We start from the raw sequence: 14,322 nt of genomic DNA, 5'->3' as shown, positions 1-14,322 counted from the left end.
ATGGAGACAGGGGCCGGACGGAAACTGTGGACGCTGGCATTGGCGCTATGCCTGCAGGCAATAGCCTGTCGGGCCGAGCCGTTGGCCGATGCTCCGCAGCCCGCCCCTCTGATAAGCGAGCGCGTCCTGAGCTTCAAGCAAATGGGGGCAAGCGGAGCGCTGAGGATGCGCGGCGGGAATGGCGTGGCTGCCATCAGCTTCGGCAGCCGCGCCGATGAGTTGATTACCTCGCTGACGTTGAAATTGCGCTACATTTATTCTCCGGCGATGCTGACCGACCTGTCCCACGTTCAGGTGATGGTCAACGATCAGGTGGTGACGGTGTTGCCCTTCGTCAAAGGACAGGGCGGCAAAATGCAGGAGACCTCGCTGACGCTGGACCCGCAGTTGCTCACCAGCTTCAACCAGATACAGTTCCGCTTGATAGGCCACTATACGCTGCGCTGTGAGGATGAGGCGCACAGCAGCATCTGGGCAGAGGTGAGCAATGCCAGCGAAGTGCGGATGACGGTTCAGGCGTTGCCGGTGGCCGACGACCTCACTTATTTCCCCGAGCCTTTTTTCGATTCGCGAGACTATTCTCCGCTGAGGTTGCCCATGGTATTCGCAGGCAGGCCGTCGCTGGGCGCGCTGCGAGCCGCCGGCGAACTAGCCTCCTGGCTCGGCGCGCTGTCCGGATGGCGCGGCGCGCGTTTTCCCGCCGTGCTGGACGGCATGCTGCCGCCTCAGCATGCAGTCGTATTCGCCGCCAATGGGCAGCGGCCGGCGTTTCTCGCCAGCCTGCCGCCGGTGCGGGAGCCCATGATCGCCATCATGTCGCACCCGGAACGGCCGGAGCGCAAGCTGCTGGTGTTGCTGGGGAGAGACGACAAGGACTTGCTGCAGGCGGTGCGGGCGCTGGTGCTGGGCCAGGCTGGCATGACCGGCGACCTGGTCCGGGTGGGGCAGGTGAAGCTGGTCGCGCCGCGCAGGCCTTACGACGCGCCCAACTGGGTCAGCTCCGACCGCCCCACGCGGCTGGGCAGCCTCGCGGCGCGCAAGGAGGATCTGCAGGTGTCCGGGTTGCAGCTGGCGCCCGTCCGGGTGGCATTTCGCGTGCCGGGGGACCTGTTCACCTGGGGTAGCCGCGGCATTCCGCTCAACCTCAAGTTCCGCTATACCGGGCCGCAGTCCAACAACGGCTCCCGGCTTAATATCGGCGTCAACGATTTTTTCGTGCAAAGCCTCAACCTGAACGCCAGCGGCATCGGCGGGGTGCAGACCAGCTTGCGGCTGCCGGTACTGGAGAACGGCTTGCTGACCAATGTCGACCAGATCTTGCTGCCGCCGTTTCGGGTCAGCAGCCGCAACGAGCTGGAATTCCATTTCAATTTCGCTTACGAGAAGCAGGGCGAATGCGCCAATGGCGTGGTGGACAGCTTCCGCGGCGAGATCGACCCGGATTCGACGATAGATTTCAGCCAATATCCGCATTACGCCCAAATGCCAAACCTGGCCTTGTTCGCCAGTTCCGGCTATCCCTTCACCAGGTTGGCTGATTTGGCCGAAACCGCGGTGGTGCTGCCCCGGCAGCCGCAGAAATCCGACATCGACGCCTTTCTTGCCGTGATGGGACGGATGGGCGCGTCCACCGGCTTCCCGGCGCTGCGCTACCGGCTGGTGAGCGAGGACAATCTGGATTCCGTCCGGGACGCGGACCTGCTGGTGGTGGGAGATTCAAGGGAGCTGGCTTTGCTGAAAACCTGGCGCGCCCATCTGCCCACGCGGCTGGACGGCGATAAGCGCCAGGTGGCGGACGGCGACACGGTGGCGCCGGAAGATGCGGTGACCTTCCAGTCGCTGGGGGTGGCATCTCATCCGGCCAATGGCGAGGCGGACTTCTCCGCCCGCGGCAAGGTGGGCGCGCTGATGGGGCTGGAGTCGCCGCTGTCGCCTGGCCGCAGCGTGGTGATCGTCACTGCCAGCGAGTCTGCCGCGATGAACGGCATGGCCGCTGCGCTGATAGACGACGCCAAGCTGGCGCAGATATCGGGCAGCGTGGCGTTGTTGCGCGGCGACGCCATCGACAGCGAGCTGCTGGGACCGGTTTACCACGTGGGCAGCCTGCCGCTTTGGGACTGGATATGGCTGTTCCTGTCGGGCCATCCCTTGCTGCTGGCCGCGCTGGCCGCGGTATCGGTGCTGATCATGGCCTTCGTCATCTTGCGCATCTTCAGGATATTGGCGGCGCGCCGGCTGAGGGAGGGAGGATGAAGGCTATCGCGGCTCCGCTTTGCGCGGCTTTGTTGTTGAGCGCTCCGGAGGCGGGAGCGGATCCCTGTGACGGATGGCCCGCCTGGCAGGCGTTCCGGCAGGGCTTCGTCGTCGATGGCGGACGGGTGGTGGACCGCAGCCAGGGCAGTCTGCCGACTACGTCGGAAGGGCAAAGCTATGCGATGTTCTTCGCACTGGTGGCCAACGACAGGCCAGGCTTCGATTCTTTGCTGGCATGGACGCGCGGGCGCTTGGCGGGAGGCGATCTGGGCGCGCGCTTGCCGGCCTGGCTATGGGGGCGCGGGCAGGATGGGCGTTGGCAAGTGCTGGACGCCAACAGCGCAGCCGATTCCGACATGTGGATAGCCTATGACCTTCTGGAAGCCGGCAGGTTGTGGCGCGAGCCGCGCTACACGGCGGAGGGCAAGCTCCTGGCCTTGCGCATTCTGCGCGAAGAAACCGCTGATTTGCCAGGGCTGGGGCTCACCTTGCTGCCGGGACGGCAGGGCTTCCTGTTTTCCGACGGCGCCGCCAGGCTTAACCCCAGCTACCTGCCGCCGCAATTGCTGGCCCGTTTTGCTTACGGCTTGCCGGATTCCGCTTGGGCCAGGCTGCCGCGCGGCAGCAAGCGCGTGCTGTTGGATGGCGCGCCGGCCGGCTTCGCGCCGGATTGGCTGCGCTTTCAGCCGGGCAAAGGTTTGTCGCCGGACGCGGACAGCCAGGCACTGGGCAGCTACAACGCCATCCGCGTCTATTTGTGGGCAGGCATGCTGGCGCCGGCCGCGCCCTTGCGGGGGGCCTTGCTGGCCAAGTACAGGCCCATGGCATTGCGGGTGGCGAAAGAGGGCGAGCCGCCGGAAAAAGTGAATGTTGTCGACGGAAAAGCCCAGGGACATTCTCCGGCCGGCTTTTCCGCCGCCTTGCTGCCTTTTCTGCAGGCGCAAGGCGAGACGGACGCGCTGCGAGCGCAGTTGCGCCGGTTGCAGTCCATGCCGCTTGATCAAAGAGCGGATGCCTACTATGACCATGTATTGACGCTGTTTGGCCTGGGCTGGCATCAGGGCCGTTTCCGTTTTGCGAACAATGGCGAACTGCAACCCGCCTGGGAGAGAAAATGTCCCGCATCGCTGCCGGCATCGCATTGAGCGCGCTGATCGCGCCGGCCTGGCCGGCCGACGCGGTGGACCCCGGTCCGCGATTGCTGGAGCAGGTCCGGCAATGGCAGGACTTGGGGCGGCCGCAGGATGCGCGGCATGCGCTGGACCAGCTATTTTTGATGGCACCGCCTGCCTCGGCATTGCACGCCGAGGCCTTGACGCTGGAAGCCCTGGGGCAAATCCAGCAGAAGCAGCCGCAGCAGGCGCGGCAAACGCTGGCCCGTTTGCGCGCGGCCCACCCGGGCTATCCCGGCGTCGCCAGGGTGGAGCTGATGCTGCGGCTGAGGGGAGAGGACAGCGGCAAGCTGCAGCGCGCGCGGGCGCTGGCCGAGGCTGGGCGCGCGGAGGAGGCTTATGCCGCGTTCAATCAGTTGTACCGGGGCAGGCCGCCGGAAGGCGGGTTGGAGCTGGAGTACTGGCAGTTGGTCGCCAGGCTTCCCGGAGACGGCTGGAGGCGCGCGCAAGCCGAATTGCAGCGTTTGCGGACAGCGTACCCCTCCAGCCACCAGACTCGCATCGCTCTGGCCAGCATCTATTTGCTGCACCCCCCGGTGCCGCAGGCGGTACTGGACGAATTGTTGGCGTTGAGCCAGTTCGACGACAGCCGCGACGATGCGATGGGGCTGTGGCGCCGCGCGTTGCTGCAGGGCAGCGGCAACGCGCCGCTGGACAGTTATCGACAATACCTGCTGCGGGCGCCGGATGACCAGACGGTGAAAAGCCGGATGGAGGAAGAAGATGCCGTCCAGAGCCGCCAGCGCGAGCTGCTGGCCGATCCCGGCTATCGAGCATTGCTGGCCTCCGGCCAGCAGTTGGACGCCAATCTGCTGGCCGCCGCGGAGCAAAGCCTGAAACTGGCCTCAGTCCGTTACGGGCGCGATCCGCAATTTCTGCAAAACCTGGGGCGCCTGCGCGAAAGGCAGGGTCGCTACGCCGATGCCGCCGCCGCGTATCGACAGGGACTGGCGTTGGGAGGGGGGGATGGAAGCGGCGGCTGGACGATGCCCGCCTGGCCGAGATGCTGGCGGCGGCCAAGTCTGCGATGGAAGGACAGGACTGGGCCGCGGCCCGGGCGAAGCTGGACGACGCCCGACGCATCCAGCCGGACGACGACGGCCTGCTGGTGGCGGAGGCTGATTGGCACGCGGCCCGCAAAAACCTGCCCTCGGCGCGCGATTACTACTGGCTGGCGTTGCGGCGCAAGCCTGACAACGGGCCGGCTTTGGCCGGTTTGACCAGCGTGTATCTGGATCAAGGCAAGTACGAGGACGCGGGCGCGCTGTTGGCAGCCATCCCCGAGGCGCAGCGCGCGCGGCTGGGCGAAGCCTATCGCAGCGCGGAGGCCCAGGTTGCGAGGGCGGAAGGCGACGCCTGGCTGGACAAGGGGCAGGCAGCGCCGGCGCTGCCTTATTTTCGCAAGGCGGTGAGCCTGCAGCCGCAGAACGTATGGAACCGCTACGCATTGGCCAACGCGCTGTTGGCGACAGGGCGAGGCGGCGAGGGCGGCGCGCTGCTGCGGGAGCTGGCCGACGCGCCCACCGCCGATCCCGCCAATCTTTATGCCTATGCCTTGTTCGAGTCGAAGCGCGGCGACAACCTGGCCGCGATGGTCGCGCTGGACAAGGTGGCGCCGGCGGCGCGCACCCCCGGCATGGCTGCGTTGCAGCGCCGCGCCTGGCTGCGGCAAACGATGGCGTTGGCCGACGCCGAATCCGCCCGCGGCGACGGCGCGCAGGCGAGGCGGCGCTTGCAGGCGGCCGAGGCGAGCCTCGAGGACGATGCGGGCCTACTCGCCGACGTGGCCAAGGGTTGGCTGCGGCTGGGCGAGCCTGACAGGGCCAGGGAACTGTCGCAGCGGTTGTATCTGGCGCAGCCGAGCACCGACGCCGAACTGGCATACGCGGATTTGCTGATGGCGCAGGGCAGGTTGACGGAGTCCGAGCCGGTTTTGGCGGCGGCGGCTCGCAACCGGGCGGCGATGAGCGCGGAGCAGGGGCAAACGTTGGATGGCCTGCTGGCCGACCAGGCGCTGGCCCGGGCAGAGCTGGCGCGCGCAGCCGGACGCGCGAATGAGTCGGCCGATATCTTGAGCCAGGCGGAGAAAGCCGCGCCGGGCAATATTCGGCTGCAGCGGGCGTTGGCGGAGGAGGACTTGGCCGCCAAACGTTGGGATGCGGCGCGGGCGCGCTTGGAAAGGACGCTGGCCGCGCAGCCTGACAATGACGAGGCCAGACTGAGTCTGGCCGACGCCGATATCGGCGCCGGCCGGTTGGGCGCGGCGCGCGCCGGCGTGGACAGTTTGCTCAGCCCCAAGCCGGGCAGGGATGTCGATTTCACGCTGCGTGTATTGAGCCGGGCGGCGGCGCTGGGCGACGCCACCCGGGTGGATGGCGAATTGGCGCGGCTGAGGGGCGAGGGGCAGACCGAGCCGGGCGTCTACCTGCTGGCAGGAGAGCGCGCGCAGGCGCAGGGTCAGCCAGGGCAGGCGCTGGCCCTATATCGGGAAGGGCTGGAGGCGTCGGCGCGCAAGGCGGCTCCGCAGGGGTTCGCGCCTGATGGCGCGCCGCAGGCCGTCGGAGATGACGGCCCGTTGCGGCCATTGCCGGCCGCGCCGGCGCGGGGTGAGGATTTGCACCAGGCTTACGCCGAGTTGCTGGACGCGCGGGGCTGGAAGGCGTGGCAAGGTGTCGATTTGCTGTATCGCAGCCCGCGCGACGGCACGCCCGGCACCTCGCAGATGACGATGTGGCAGACGCCTCTGCTTCTGGAGAAAGGCGAGCCGGGCGGCGGCCGGTACTTTCTCCGCGGCGAGGCGGTCGACATCCGCGCCGGCTCGCTGAATCTGGATCCAGGCAACGACTACACCCTGAACCGTTTCGGAAGCGTGGCGGCCTGCGCCGCGCAATCCAGTCCGCAAGCCTGCGCCGCCGCCTACGGCTCGCAAAGCGCCAGCGGCGTCGGCCTGGCCGCGGGCTATGAGAGCGAGAACTGGCGTTTCGATATCGGCGTCGCGCCGCAGGGCTTTCCTGTGTCCAATATCGTCGGCGGCGCGCGTCGCTCAGGCGAGCTGGGCGATTTAAGCTACAAGCTGGAGCTGGCGCGGCGACCGTTGACCAGCTCGCTGCTCAGCTATGCCGGCGCGCGCGATTCTTACACCGGCCAAACCTGGGGCGGCGTGACGGCGGCCGGCGCGGGAGGCAGCTTGGGCTATGACAAGGGAGGGGCTTTCGGCGTGTGGTCCAATTTCGCCTATCAGCAGTTGACCGGCGAGAACGTGGACAGCAACCGAAAATTGACGGCGATGGCCGGCATTTACTGGCGGGTCGTGGACGAGCCTGCACGGCTGGTCACGCTAGGCGCCAGCACCGTCAATTTCTGGTACCAGAAGAACCTGGGCGGTTTCACCTTCGGTCAAGGCGGCTATTACAGCCCTCAGCGCTACCACTCGCTGTCCTTTCCTGTCCGCTACGCCGCGCGCGGCGAGCGCTGGAGTTATTTCCTGCGAGGTTCCGCATCGGTCTCCAGCGCCCGGGAGGATGCGTCGTCGTTCTATCCCACGCGGCCGGATTTGCAGGCCCAGGCCGGAGATCCGTTTTTCAGCGCCAGCGCCGGGCCTGGCTGGGGGGCGGAGCTGACCGGCGCTTTCGAGTACCAGGCCACGTCCAGCCTGGCTTTCGGCGGCATGCTGGACATCCAGCACTCCCAGTTTTACCAGCCCAGCCGGCTGCTGTTTTATCTACGCTACCAGCCGGGCGGCGCGTCGCTGACACTGCCGTTCCCGGTTGAGCCGCTGCAGCCGTATTCCGGATTCTGACGATGAGAGGCGCGCCAGTCTGGATTGCGATCGCGGCGTTGCTGGCCGCTGGGGGGGGCGCTGCGCAAACGTCCGGTTCCGAGCTGGCTCAGGCGCGCGTCGAGTATTGGCGGCATCCCTATCAGCCGGAGGCGATCAATCGCCTGGCGACGCTGCTGGCGGCGCGCGGCGACGCGGCGACGGCGGCCTTGCTGCTGGAGCGCGCTTTGCTGATCGCGCCGGACCGGGCCGACATCCGCGCCAATCTTGCTCGGGCGAGGCGGGGCGAGAGGCGGCTGTTTGCTTCGGCGCCCGCGAGCGAAGCGAGGCCCGCGGTTCCGGCGTCGAGCGAGGGGGCCGGCAGCGAACCGCCCGCGCTCTGGCCGCCGGCGGAACCGCCGTCTCTCTGGTAGCTCACATCGGGTAGTCGCTCCAGGCGCTGCCGCCTGGCTGCAGCAGGTAGTTGTTGCCGCGCTGCATCACCGTGAAGTTGGCGCTTTCCGACACGAAGGGCGTGATGGGCAAGTCCTGCGCATAGCTTTCTGGCCGGTAGTCCGCGCCGAAGGGGCTCTGGGCCAGCATTCGGGACAATATCGTTGATACCGCGGTGTAGCTGACCTGCTGCTCGATGCGGATGGGGCGTGGATGGCTTTTCCCGCCTATCACCTTGATCGCTGCAGGCACCGTGGTGATGCCTGGGGAGGGAATTTCGCGCAAGCCGCTGAATTGCAGCTTGTCGCCACGCAAGGCTGCGCCGTGCTCAGGCACCAGCAGCAGTATCGTCTTGCGGTGCTCGCGTTCCAATAGGTCGATGAATTGGCCTATATCGCGAAACAGATGATCGGCGCGGTATTTGTAGCTGGCGTCCGTATCCAGAGTCGGCGCTTCCGGAATGCGATTGCCGTCGTGCAGGCTGATGGAGTTGTAGTAGGTCGCCACGTGGGGGCTGCCGTCCTCCATCCGCAGCTGCAGCCAGCGGCTCAGCATTGCGTAGTCGTTGTAGATGGGGCTGCTGTCGAAACCGCGAAGCCCCACCGGCACGCCGCTTTGGGAGGTCAGCGGCAGTTCCATGCGGCCGTTGTGTCTGACCTGCTGCAGGAAGCTGTCGAAACTGCCGTCGTGATTGAGGGCGAGCTCGGTCTTGAATCCCAGCCTGGCCAAATCCTGGAACAGGAAGCATTGTTCGGGCGCGGATTCGTACAGCGCCGCGTGGCGAGGCTGGCCGCAACTGGCTCGCAGCACCCTCAGGGCCGCGGGGCCGCTATAGGAGGCGGCGCTGTTGAAGTGGTCGAATACGATGTCGAAGCGGTCCAGCAGCGGGTGTTTGTCGAAGCCTATCGCCTTCAGATCGTCCCAGGACAGCGAACACACGTGCAGCAGCAGCACGTCAAAGCCGGGATCAGCCAGCGGTCCCTGAAAGTTCACCTGGCGTTGTTGTTCGGTGCGGTAGAAATTGTCCAGTTGCTGGTCAGGTGTTTGCGCGGCGTAGGCCGCGCCTGCGCTGGCGGTCACCGCGGCGATGGGGAGAGCGGGCCTACTCTCCTGCCACAGCTGGCGTCCGCATAGGAACAGCAAGGCGGCCATCACCAGCGTGCCCAGCCTAAGGATGCGGGACATGAGCAGGTAGCCGGCCAATGCGATGGTCAGTCCGGTCAATAGCTGCGGCGTCAGCACGCGGCCCGCCAGTTCCGCCAGGTAACTGAAGCTGAAGCCCTTCAGTTCGGACAGCTGTTGCCAGAGTGCGGCCGGCGGCGGCAGCCAGCTATCGTAATAAAGCAAGGCGAGGGCGGCCGGCCAGGCCAGCGCGGAACGCGCCAGCCGCAGCCAGCGTTTGGAAAGCGGCAGCAACAGCAGCAGCGCGAAGGCTAGGTTCGGTAGCGGGTGCAGGCTGAGCGAGCCTTTCCACTCCAAGAGCAGTTTCAGGATGAAATACAGGCTCCAGCCGCCCAGTCCGGCGGGAGGCTGCGAGAGAGGGGGCTTTGGGCCCGCAGGAGCGTGGGGCGGGCTCATCAGGGTTTGGACTTACGGGCGGAGGTTTTCAGGTCCAGCGTCGGCGGACGATAGGCGTGCGGCTGGAAATGGCGCAGCCTGCGCTGGCGCCGCCGCATCAGCCATGCCACCAGCCAGGCACGCAGCGCATAGCCCGCGCAGGCGGCTGCCAGCGCGGTCAGCAGCAGTTGGAACTGGATTTCGCTGAGTTGGGCGTCAAGCATCGATGGCTTCCCCGTCGTTGTCGCGTCGTCGCAGCGCGCCGCGGCGCAGCGTTATCCGCGGCGCGATCCTGCCCGTGTCAGGCGGGGCGTCGTTAGACAGCGCCTGGCTCAGGTCAGGCAAGTCGGGCTGGCTTTCCAGCCGCGCCAGCGCCTGCGCGATGGCGTCGTTGTCCGGGCAGCGTACTTCGTTCTCGGCCAGTTCGGAAACGGGCAGGCGGAACAGGTTGCGCAGGGCCGCCGGCACATCGGCCTCTCCGCAGGCGAACAGGAATAGGTAGGCCTGTGCGGCGTCCGCGGTGCAGAGGTCGCCGGCGCGTTGAAAACGGCCTTGCGCCAGCATCTCGCGCGGGGCGATGCCGCTGGCAGGACTCAAGATCACCAAGGTGTTGCTGATATGGATGGAGCCGCTGCGCTGCACCGTCTTGCGCACCGCGTCTGCGAAGCGGGCTGGCGGCAGATAGCCGCGGTCGGGAAGGGGTTGGCTTGCGTCCTGCAGCTTTTGGGGCTCCAGATGGCTGTGGCGCTGGTAGACGGCGGGCTGCAGCGAGTTGATCAGATTGACTGCGGTAGCGAAATGCAACTCCGCAGGCAGCACCAGATTTGCGCCCAGCTGCAGCATCAGTTGTTCTTCGTTCTGGCGCAAGCGGCGGTTGCCGGCTTCGCGCACCAGTATCTTGAGGCGGCAGCCGCACTGCTGCCGTAGCTTGGCGACCGCTTCGCCCAAGATTTCGCGCTGGCGGCCGGCCGTGTCCAGCAGCACGGTGGCGGCTACCGCGTCGCGCGTGGCGTCCAGCAGCGCCGGAATGTCCTCGAACAGCTGCCACAGCGGAGATGGAGGCTCGCTGCCGGCCAGGCTGGCGCGAGTGGCGTAAACCTGCAGGATGTCGCCTGCTGGCCGAGATGCCAGCGCGTCGGACTCTTCCTTGAGCAGGCGCAGCGCGCCGGCGGCGTCGCGGGTGAGCACGCTGGCATGGGACTCCTCAGCCGGGCCGGCGCCCATCCAGTGCTCGGCCTGCCAGCTGTAGGTGTCCGCGCCGATCTCCTGGGCCAGCGCCAGTCCCGCGCATTGGCGAGCCGCCATCGTCAGCATCGCCTGCGCGGCCATATCCAGCCGTTGGCGGCTAGCCAGCAGCAGCGCGCAGTGGCCACGCGCCTCTGTCCAGCGCATCGCCGCGCGCAGCTCTCGCCGCGACGCGTCAGGGTGTTTGAAGTTCAGGTAGTCCTCGGCGTTGCCGAGCACGAGGAGTTTCTGCGCCGGATCGCGCCGAAGGTGGTCGCGGGCGTGGCTGAGCTCTTCCAGGCATTCGCTCAGCGGCGGTGGGGTGGCGCCCTTGGGCGAAAGCAGGGTCAGGCTACCGGACAGGATGCGCCGGTCCAGCCACACGGTGTTTTGTTTGGAGCCGGGCGAATGGGGGCAACTGCAGATCAGCGGCGCGGCGTTGGCTGCGGGCAGGTTCACGAACAGCAGCGCCTGAGTCAGCGCATCGCTGTCGCAGGCGACCAGGTACAGGCCGCCGAAGGCCAGCGAGGTGGCCGAGACGGGCAGGTCGTGGATGCCGAGGCTGGGAGAAGTGTCCATCGCGCTTACCGGAAGGCGTCTTTTCAGGAATAGCAGCGGGGGAGCGGCGCCGCCACTCGCGTAGCAAAGGAGGCGGGCTCAGCGCGCGCCGGGGAACCAGATGGCGAGATAGGCGCGGCGGTAGGCGGCGTCGTCCTCGATGTCGCCGTCCCGGCCGCGGCCGGCCAGCTTCTCCTGGGTGACGAGCAAGGGTTTGCTGACGAAGCCGCTGGGTGGTTGGCGGGCGAAGCCGCGGTTCAACTCGTCCGCCATCTGCCAGCCTTGCTGATTGCAGGGTTCGGCCACGGTGGCCTTCTGCTGCGAGATGCCTTCCCGGATGCGGTTCAGCGCCGAGTTGGAGCCGTCGCCGGCTGAGATGTTGACGATGTCAGGCCGGCCCGCCTGGTGCAGCGGGAAATTGATGTTGTCGAAATAGAGGTCGTTGATGCCCAGCGTATGGGTCCAGGCCTTGCCGTATTGCCGGGCCAGCTCCGGCACCAGCTTGGGAATGGTCTTCTCGGTCTGGCTCAGGTCCACGTCGCGCACCGCCAGCACTTTGCAGCGCTTGCAGCGCAGCAGCGCGTCCTGCATCGCCTTGGCCTTACGCATGGCAATGGAAAAATGGGAGTCGGTGAAGATGACAGCGCCCATCGGCCCGGTACTGCTGCCTATCGCGTAGTCCACCGCGGTTTTGGCCACCGACAGCGGGTCGGTGGTGATGTTGGCGAACAGTTCGGGGCTGGGGCCGGGCACGCTGCCCGCGTGCCAGCCCACGGCGACTTTGCCCATCTGCTTGAGCATGGCCAGCTCCAGGTGGAAGGGCGCGCTGTCGGTGCCGATCAGCGTCACCCCGGAGATGTCAGGGGCGGTGGCCTGCAACAGCAATTGCTCCTTCACCGCGGCGGCGCTGCTTCTGGCGTCAGCCACCTTGACTTTCCATCGCAGGCGGTTGGCGGCGTCCAGAAAACTGCGGGTGGTTTTGGAGATGCCGCCGTTGCGCAGCTCGTAGGCGATCAGCAGCACGCGCCGGCCGGGCTGGGCCGGCGGGCCGGAAGCCGGCGCGACGGCTTCCGCTTGTGCCGCCGGCTCGGCATGGATCGGGCTGGCCGCGGCCCAGGCCAGCGCCAGCCACAGCAACGCGCGGCAGGACAGGGGCGGGGGCATGGCGGCGCTGGGGATGGACACGTGGCGTACCTGCGGTGGCGGGGCGGGCTCCATGCTCAAATATAGCAAGCGGCCTGCCCGTTGCCGGACAGGCCGCGCAGGGGGGCGCTGCGTTAATGGGTGCGCTGGTTGGCGTAAACCCTGGCGCCGCCGCGCCAGGTTTCATGGACGACGATGTGGCGCAGGTCTGCGATGGCCGGGTCCAGCGGATCTTGGTCCAGAATCACCAGGTCGGCTTGTTTGCCGGCTTCCAGCGAGCCCGTCATTTGCTCCATGTGGCATTGCCAGGCCGCATCCAGCGTGACGGCGGCCATCGCTTGCCGGTGGCTGAGGCATTCCTCGGCGTTCAACACTGGCTTGCTCTCGCCCGGAGCGCCTTCCATCTTGCGGTAGATCGCCTGTTCCGCCATCCGCAAGGAGCCCAGCGGCGAGACGAAATGGTCCGAGTGCAAGGTGAAGCGCATGCCGGCGTCGCTTGCCGATTTGCAGCGATCCAGAAGCTCCGCGCGCGCCTCGCCCAGGATTTCGCCCTGGAAGGCGTGGCCCCAGTAGCCGACGTGGCCGATCAGGAAGCTGGGCGACAGGCCCAGCTTGGCCATGCGGCCCAGCGCGGCGTCGGTGAGCAGCGAGGCGTGCTCCACCCGCAGCCGCAGCGCCTGGGCGTCCGCGCCGGTGGCCTCCAGCGCCTGTTGATAGCTGTCCAGCACCACCTCCATCGAATGGTCGCCGTTGGAATGCACCAGCACCGGCCAGCCGCGCCCCAGCGCCAGATTCAGATAGCTGGCCAGCGAGTCCGGCATGCGGCTTTCCCCGTCCGGCGCGGGCTCGCCGGGAATGCGGAAGTTGAACAGGCCCACGGGCGGCACGTCCGGCACCGCGTGTTTCGCGGCATGCAGGTAAGGGCGGAACTGGAAGCCGGTCAGACCCTGGTTGGAGCCGTCCGCCACCAGCTTCAGTGCCTTGACGCTGAAGTTGGAGGGCGTCCGGCTGTCCGGCTCGGGCTGATATCGGCGCATCCACTGCACCATTTGCGGCAGCTCGTTGGAGTACAGCGCGCCGGCGATGCGCACCGGGGACAGGCCGTTGTCGGCGATGGTTTTCAGCAGCAGCACCTCCAGCTCCTTCAGCGAAGAGCCCAGGCCGGCGTCGAACAGCGTGGTGTTGCCGCGGGCCGAGGCGTCGTGCAGCACTTGCAGCAGGTTGAGCAGCAGGTCCTTGGCCAGCAGTTTGGGCGGTATCTTGCCGATGATCTTGGCGATGCTGGCTTCGGTCAGCACGCCCTGGCAATGGGCCATTTCCTGTTCGCTCAGCTCCGCCGCCTTCATCGCGGCGGTGTTGGCGTAGCCGATGTGGCCGGAGGCGTTGAGCAGGAATACGGCGACGTTGTCTGCGGCGGGCGCCAGCTGGTCCAGCACGCCGGCGTCGATATTGGTCCACTGCCGCATCAGCGAGGGGTCCACGCCGAAACCCAGCACCCAGGCCGGCTGCGCGGCGCTGGCTTGGCTCTGGGCCGCCTGGATGGCCGGCGCCAGCTTGCTCTTGATCTGGTCGAAGCTGTAATCGGGGTTCAGCACCTGAGCGTCCTCGCTGTCCTGGCCGGGACGGGTCAGGCCGAAGGCGCCCAGCGGCAGCCAGCTTTTGAAGATGGCGCTGGGCAGAATGTGCATGTGGGGATCGATCAGGCCCGGCAGCAGCGCGCGGCCTTCCAGATGGATTTCGCGGCACGGTTGGTGGCTGGCCATCGCCGCCCGCACCGAGATCAGATCGCCAGCCGCCACGATGCCGCCGCCGGCGATGCCCAGCGCCTCCACCTGCTCCGCGCCGGCCGCGGCGAGCGGACGGATGATGCCGCCGTGGAAAATGGCGTTTTCCATCTTGGCTGGGCGCGGGAAGCGCTGGCCGATCTCCGACGCCAAGGCATCCAATTCCTGCCGCAAGCCATCCGGCGAAAACTGAGTCTGATCCAGCTGGCCCAGCAGCGGCAGCGCGCAGCAGGCGCAGCCCAGGTGGTGTTCGTGTTGGTGGTGATCGCTCATGGCTGCACATCCTCCAGGGAATAAGCCGGCGCCGTTTGCCGGCAGCGTGAACGGCGGAGGGATGGTCTCATGGCCCGGCCGGCGGCGGAGGCCGCCCCAGCAAAACGGCCGGTTCGCTTGAAATGTCCGCCAAACCTGACTTTCGGCA

The 14,322-nt window shown here is 67.1% G+C and carries 10 protein-coding genes; 5 read left to right on the top strand and 5 right to left on the bottom strand.

The genetic code is table 11. The features are described from left to right. The 5 genes from bcsB to DK842_RS20295 are packed head-to-tail and all read left to right on the top strand — an operon-like array spanning window position 1 to window position 7,616. Window positions 1-2,253, top strand: a complete 2,253-nt coding sequence (gene bcsB / locus DK842_RS20310) for a cellulose biosynthesis cyclic di-GMP-binding regulatory protein BcsB (protein WP_168191739.1) — start codon at window positions 1-3, stop codon at window positions 2,251-2,253. Further along, window positions 2,250-3,398 carry a cellulose synthase complex periplasmic endoglucanase BcsZ gene (gene bcsZ / locus DK842_RS20305; RefSeq protein WP_114063092.1) on the top strand — a complete coding sequence of 383 codons (1,149 nt, stop codon included), beginning with the start codon at window positions 2,250-2,252 and terminating at the stop codon, window positions 3,396-3,398. The genes bcsB and bcsZ overlap by 4 nt, the downstream gene beginning before the upstream one ends. After that, complete coding sequence (locus DK842_RS24015) at window positions 3,368-4,645, top strand: tetratricopeptide repeat protein (RefSeq protein WP_232538541.1); 1,278 nt, start codon at window positions 3,368-3,370, stop codon at window positions 4,643-4,645. Before bcsZ ends, DK842_RS24015 begins: the two co-directional genes overlap by 31 nt. Continuing rightward, window positions 4,534-7,224: a cellulose synthase subunit BcsC-related outer membrane protein gene (locus tag DK842_RS20300; protein WP_332835410.1), complete on the top strand. Its 2,691-nt coding sequence runs from the start codon at window positions 4,534-4,536 to the stop codon at window positions 7,222-7,224. The genes DK842_RS24015 and DK842_RS20300 overlap by 112 nt, the downstream gene beginning before the upstream one ends. Before the next feature lie 2 nt (window positions 7,225-7,226). Next, window positions 7,227-7,616, top strand: coding sequence for a hypothetical protein (locus DK842_RS20295; protein WP_114063090.1), 390 nt, complete (start codon window positions 7,227-7,229; stop codon window positions 7,614-7,616). A gap of 1 nt (window position 7,617) precedes the next feature. Here the strand turns inward: DK842_RS20295 and bcsG are convergent, their stop codons facing one another. The 5 genes from bcsG to DK842_RS20270 form a co-directional block, all read right to left on the bottom strand. Then, complete coding sequence (gene bcsG / locus DK842_RS20290; protein WP_114063089.1) at window positions 7,618-9,213, bottom strand: cellulose biosynthesis protein BcsG; 1,596 nt, start codon at window positions 9,211-9,213, stop codon at window positions 7,618-7,620. Further along, window positions 9,213-9,416 (bottom strand): hypothetical protein, encoded by a 204-nt coding sequence (locus DK842_RS20285; protein ID WP_114063088.1) that lies wholly within the window; start codon window positions 9,414-9,416, stop codon window positions 9,213-9,215. Before DK842_RS20285 ends, bcsG begins: the two co-directional genes overlap by 1 nt. After that, entirely contained in the window at window positions 9,409-10,995 is a 1,587-nt protein-coding gene (bcsE, locus tag DK842_RS20280) for a cellulose biosynthesis protein BcsE (protein WP_114063087.1), read from the bottom strand. Before bcsE ends, DK842_RS20285 begins: the two co-directional genes overlap by 8 nt. 78 nt (window positions 10,996-11,073) lie before the next feature. Continuing rightward, window positions 11,074-12,159 (bottom strand): type 1 periplasmic-binding domain-containing protein, encoded by a 1,086-nt coding sequence (locus DK842_RS20275; RefSeq protein WP_114063086.1) that lies wholly within the window; start codon window positions 12,157-12,159, stop codon window positions 11,074-11,076. A 92-nt stretch (window positions 12,160-12,251) separates the two neighbouring features. Next, complete coding sequence (locus DK842_RS20270) at window positions 12,252-14,174, bottom strand: amidohydrolase (protein ID WP_114063085.1); 1,923 nt, start codon at window positions 14,172-14,174, stop codon at window positions 12,252-12,254. Window positions 14,175-14,322 lie beyond the last annotated feature (148 nt).

It is taken from the genome of Chromobacterium phragmitis (genome assembly GCF_003325475.1).
GTDB classification, from domain to species: Bacteria; Pseudomonadota; Gammaproteobacteria; order Burkholderiales; family Chromobacteriaceae; genus Chromobacterium; species Chromobacterium phragmitis.
The sequence above is the reverse complement of the archived record's forward strand: the minus strand, read 5'-3'. Positions and strand labels throughout refer to the sequence as shown.

Bases quoted from the DNA above. Each gene is read 5' to 3' on its own strand.
- bcsB (WP_168191739.1), top strand. From the start codon at position 1: ATGGAGACAGGGGCCGGACGGAAACTGTGGACGCTGGCATTGGCGCTA.
- bcsZ (WP_114063092.1), top strand. From the start codon at position 2,250: ATGAAGGCTATCGCGGCTCCGCTTTGCGCGGCTTTGTTGTTGAGCGCT.
- DK842_RS24015 (WP_232538541.1), top strand. From the start codon at position 3,368: ATGTCCCGCATCGCTGCCGGCATCGCATTGAGCGCGCTGATCGCGCCG.
- DK842_RS20295 (WP_114063090.1), top strand. From the start codon at position 7,227: ATGAGAGGCGCGCCAGTCTGGATTGCGATCGCGGCGTTGCTGGCCGCT.
- bcsG (WP_114063089.1), bottom strand. From the start codon at position 9,213: ATGAGCCCGCCCCACGCTCCTGCGGGCCCAAAGCCCCCTCTCTCGCAG.
- DK842_RS20285 (WP_114063088.1), bottom strand. From the start codon at position 9,416: ATGCTTGACGCCCAACTCAGCGAAATCCAGTTCCAACTGCTGCTGACC.
- bcsE (WP_114063087.1), bottom strand. From the start codon at position 10,995: ATGGACACTTCTCCCAGCCTCGGCATCCACGACCTGCCCGTCTCGGCC.
- DK842_RS20270 (WP_114063085.1), bottom strand. From the start codon at position 14,174: ATGAGCGATCACCACCAACACGAACACCACCTGGGCTGCGCCTGCTGC.